Raw genomic sequence first — 3444 nt, 5'->3', positions numbered from 1 at the left:
GCAGATCGCGGCCCGGGGGCGCGGGCGTCACCTCGCCCGCCTCGGCCGCGGCCAGGGGCGCCTGGCCGGTGTAATGGCGCAAGACCTCGTCCAGCGCGCCGGCCGCCAGCACTTCGGGCGCGCCCACCCAGGCCGCCTCGGCGCCGCTGGCGCGCGGGCACAGAAGCGCGCGATCCGCCTCGGCCGCGGCCATAGCGGCGGGCAGGGCGCCCGCGACCGGCATCAGCCGCCCGTCCAGCGACAATTCTCCGATGGCGACGGCGCGTTCCACCTCGTCGCGCGGGATGATCTCGATCGCGGCCAGCAGCGCCAGCGCGATCGGCAGGTCGAAATGGCTGCCTTCCTTGGGCAGATCGGCGGGCGAGAGGTTGACGGTGATCCGCTTCGGCGGCAGGGCGATCGACAGCGCCTGCAGTGCCGAGCGGATGCGTTCGCGCGCCTCGGAGACCGCCTTGTCGGGCAGGCCCACCAGCGAGATGCCGGGCTGGCCCGGCGAGACGGCGCATTGCACCTCGACCAGGCGGGCCTCGACCCCTTCGAATGCCACCGTATAGGCCCGCGCGACCATGCCTGCCCCCTTAACCTTGGTTAAGGCGATAGCGGCAACTGGTTAGGGATTGGTAAATGCCATCTGCGAAAGCCGCGCCCGCGGCCCCGATCAGGCCGCGTTGACCAGGGCCATGAAAGCCGGCCAGGCCTCGGGATCGGCGGCGGTCTTGTCGCGGCAGAAGGCGTTGCAAAAGCCGAAGCGGCGGCCCTGCAGCGCCAGAACATGGGTCACGGGCCGGCCGGAATAGGGGCAGGCGGCGTTTTCCGCCTCGGTCCCCGGCACCGGCTGGGCGTGCAGCGGCTGCGGGCCCGGCCAGGGGCGCTGCGGCCAGTCGCGGCGGTAGAAGGGTTGATCCGGCCCGTCGACCAGCCCCATCGCCCGCCAGCGCCGGAACGCGGGATGGGCCAGATGGGCCGCGACATACTCCATGGCGGCGGGGCCGACCGGCAGGTTGTAGCCCGCGATCCGCGCCGCGATGGGCGCGAAGAAGGCATCGGCCGCCGAATAGGCGCCGCACAGCCAGGGGCCTTGCGCCCCGGTCGTGTCCCGCGCCCAGGCCCAGATCGTCTCAAGCCGCGCCAGATCGGCCAGAACCGGATCGGGCGGGCCGCAATCGACATAGCTGACGCGCAGATTCATCGGGCAATGGCTGCGCAGCGCTGAAAAGCCCGCATGCATTTCGGCCGCCAGCGAGCGCGCCGCCGCCCGCGCCCGGGGGGCCGAGGGCCAAAGCCCGGCCTCGGGATGGCGGCTGGCCAGTTCTTCGGCGATGGCCAGGGTTTCGAAGATCACCGTGCCGTCGGGCGTGCGCAGGGTGGGCGCCAGGCGGGCGGGGGCGTAATCCTGCAGCAGGGTCGACAATTCCTCGGTGTAAAGCTGCGCGCGATGGCAGCGGACCGGCAGGCCGAAGGCCTCCAGCAGCAGCCAGCCGCGCAAGGACCAGCTGGAATAGCCGCGGTCGCCGATCACAAGGTCATATGGGCGCTGGTCGCTCATCATCTTCTCCATGCTGCGCGCGCAGGATAGCCGCGCGGCGCGGCGCGGCAAAACGCTGCTTCGTGCGCAGGATCATCACGGAATGTGATTGACGCAGCCCACCTGCCAGCGGCTGTGCGCCCGGTCCAGCCGGGTGATCGACAAAGGGTCGATGCGCTGGGCCAGCGCTTCGGCGGGCGTCAGCCGGGCGGCCAGGGCATATTGGGTCAGGATCGCGCCCATATGGGCGACAAGGACGATCTCGGCGCCGGGATGGGCCTCGGTCAGCCGGGCGACCGCGGCCGAGATCCGCGCCTCGGCCTGGTGCCAGCTTTCGCCGCCGGGCGGGGCGACGGCTCCGGGATCTTCCCAGAAGGCGCGCGACAGGTCGGGCCAGCGGGCCGAGACCTCGGCATGGTGCAACCCGTCCCAATCGCCGAAATGCAATTCGCGCAGGTCCGGATCGGCGGGCAGCAGGCGGCGGCCGCGCGCCAGGGCGGCGGCGGTGTCGCGGGCGCGGATCAGGTCGGAGGAGATCAGCAGCGCGCCCGCCGGCAGGGCGGCATCCAGCCGCGCCAGCGCCGCGGTATCGGACAGATCGGCCGGGATGTCGCGCCAGCCGGCCAGCGCCTTGGCATGGGTCGGGCCATGGCGCACCCACCAAAGCCGGCTCATGGCAGCGGGCCTTTCAGCGCCAGCGGCAGCCCGCACATCACCGCGACGACCAGCCCGGCCTGACCCGCGAGCCGTTGGTTCAACCGCCCCTGCGCGTCGCGGAAGGCGCGCGACAGCGCATCGCCCGGCACGATGCCCCAGCCCACCTCATTCGTCACCAGGATCACCGGGCCCTGGGCGCGGGCCAGATCGGCACAAAGCGCCTGGGTACGGTCGTCCAGATCATGACCGGCCAGCAGATGGTTGGTCAGCCACAGCGTGGCACAATCGATCAGCGTCACGGTCCCGGCATCGGCCCCCTGTAGCGCGGGGCCAAGGTCCAAGGGCGCCTCGACCAGATCCCAGCCCGCGCCCCGATCGGCGCGGTGGCGGACGATGCGCGCCTCCATCTCGGCATCGAAGGCCTGGGCGGTGGCGACATAGCGCCGCTGCAGGCCGCTGCGCCGGGCCAGCGTCTCGGCATAGGCCGATTTGCCGGATCGCGCGCCGCCGGTGACCAGGCTCAGGGGGGGAAGGGGGATCTGCATGGCTTTCCGGTATAGGCGGCGCGGGGCGGCGGGCCAAGCCCCGCCGGCCGTCCGGGCTTGCGACTTGCGCCCCGGGCTGGCATGGGTCGGGCATGCTGAGACCTGTCCTTCTGACCCTGGCGCTGGCTTTGGCCCTGCCGGCCCGCGCCGCCGAAGTCACCGCCGAGGCGCTGGACGCCTTGCCGCAAGCCGATGTCATCCTGCTGGGCGAGGTGCATGACAACTCCGCCCATCACCTGAACCAGGCCCGCGCCGTGGCCGCGCTGCGCCCCAAGGCGCTGGTCTTCGAGATGCTGACGCCCGAGGCCGCGGCCGCGGCGCCGGCCGACCGCTCGGATGCGGCGGCTTTGGGCCGGGCCCTGGGATGGGACGGCTCGGGCTGGCCGGATTTCGCGCTGTATCATCCGATCTTCGCCGCCGCGCCCGAGGCGCGGCTTTACGGTGCCGAATGGCCACGCGATCAGGTGCGCCGCGCGGTGACCGAGGGCGCCGCGGCGGTGTTCGGGCCCGAGGCCGCGCGCTATGGGCTGGACCGGCCCTTGCCCGAGGCCGAGCAGAGCGCGCGCGAGGACGAGCAGTTCCAGGCCCATTGCGGCGCCATGCCGGCGGATCTGATGGCGGGCATGGTCCAGGCGCAACGGCTGCGCGATGCGGCGCTGGCGCGGGCGGTGGTGCAGGCGGTCGAGGAAACCGGCGGGCCGGTCGTGGTGATCGCCG

At 72.7% G+C, this 3444-nt stretch carries 5 protein-coding genes; 1 reads left to right on the top strand and 4 read right to left on the bottom strand.

All coding sequences use genetic code 11. The annotated features are described in order from the left end of the window. The 4 genes from K1Y73_RS21555 to cobU form a co-directional block, all read right to left on the bottom strand. Positions 1 to 568: magnesium chelatase domain-containing protein (locus tag K1Y73_RS21555; RefSeq protein WP_318248269.1), on the bottom strand; the 568-nt coding region annotated here is incomplete at its 3' end. Positions 569 to 658: 90 nt separating this feature from the next. Further along, positions 659 to 1546, bottom strand: a complete 888-nt coding sequence (locus tag K1Y73_RS21550) for a glutathione S-transferase (protein WP_225030453.1) — start codon at positions 1544 to 1546, stop codon at positions 659 to 661. 75 nt (positions 1547 to 1621) lie between these two features. Continuing rightward, a complete protein-coding gene (locus tag K1Y73_RS21545) occupies positions 1622 to 2200 on the bottom strand; it encodes a histidine phosphatase family protein (protein WP_225030451.1) in 579 nt (192 codons plus the stop codon). Then, on the bottom strand, positions 2197 to 2727 hold the full coding sequence (gene cobU, locus K1Y73_RS21540) for a bifunctional adenosylcobinamide kinase/adenosylcobinamide-phosphate guanylyltransferase (protein ID WP_225030450.1): 531 nt from the start codon (positions 2725 to 2727) through the stop codon (positions 2197 to 2199). The genes K1Y73_RS21545 and cobU overlap by 4 nt, the downstream gene beginning before the upstream one ends. A 92-nt stretch (positions 2728 to 2819) precedes the next feature. On the opposite strand from cobU, the gene K1Y73_RS21535 reads away from it, so the two are divergent. Continuing rightward, a partial coding sequence (locus tag K1Y73_RS21535; protein ID WP_225030449.1) for a ChaN family lipoprotein occupies positions 2820 to 3444 on the top strand: 625 nt, incomplete at its 3' end.

The organism is Xinfangfangia pollutisoli (assembly GCF_020179405.1).
GTDB classification, from domain to species: Bacteria; Pseudomonadota; Alphaproteobacteria; order Rhodobacterales; family Rhodobacteraceae; genus Pseudogemmobacter; species Pseudogemmobacter pollutisoli.
The sequence above is the reverse complement of the archived record's forward strand: the minus strand, read 5'-3'. Positions and strand labels throughout refer to the sequence as shown.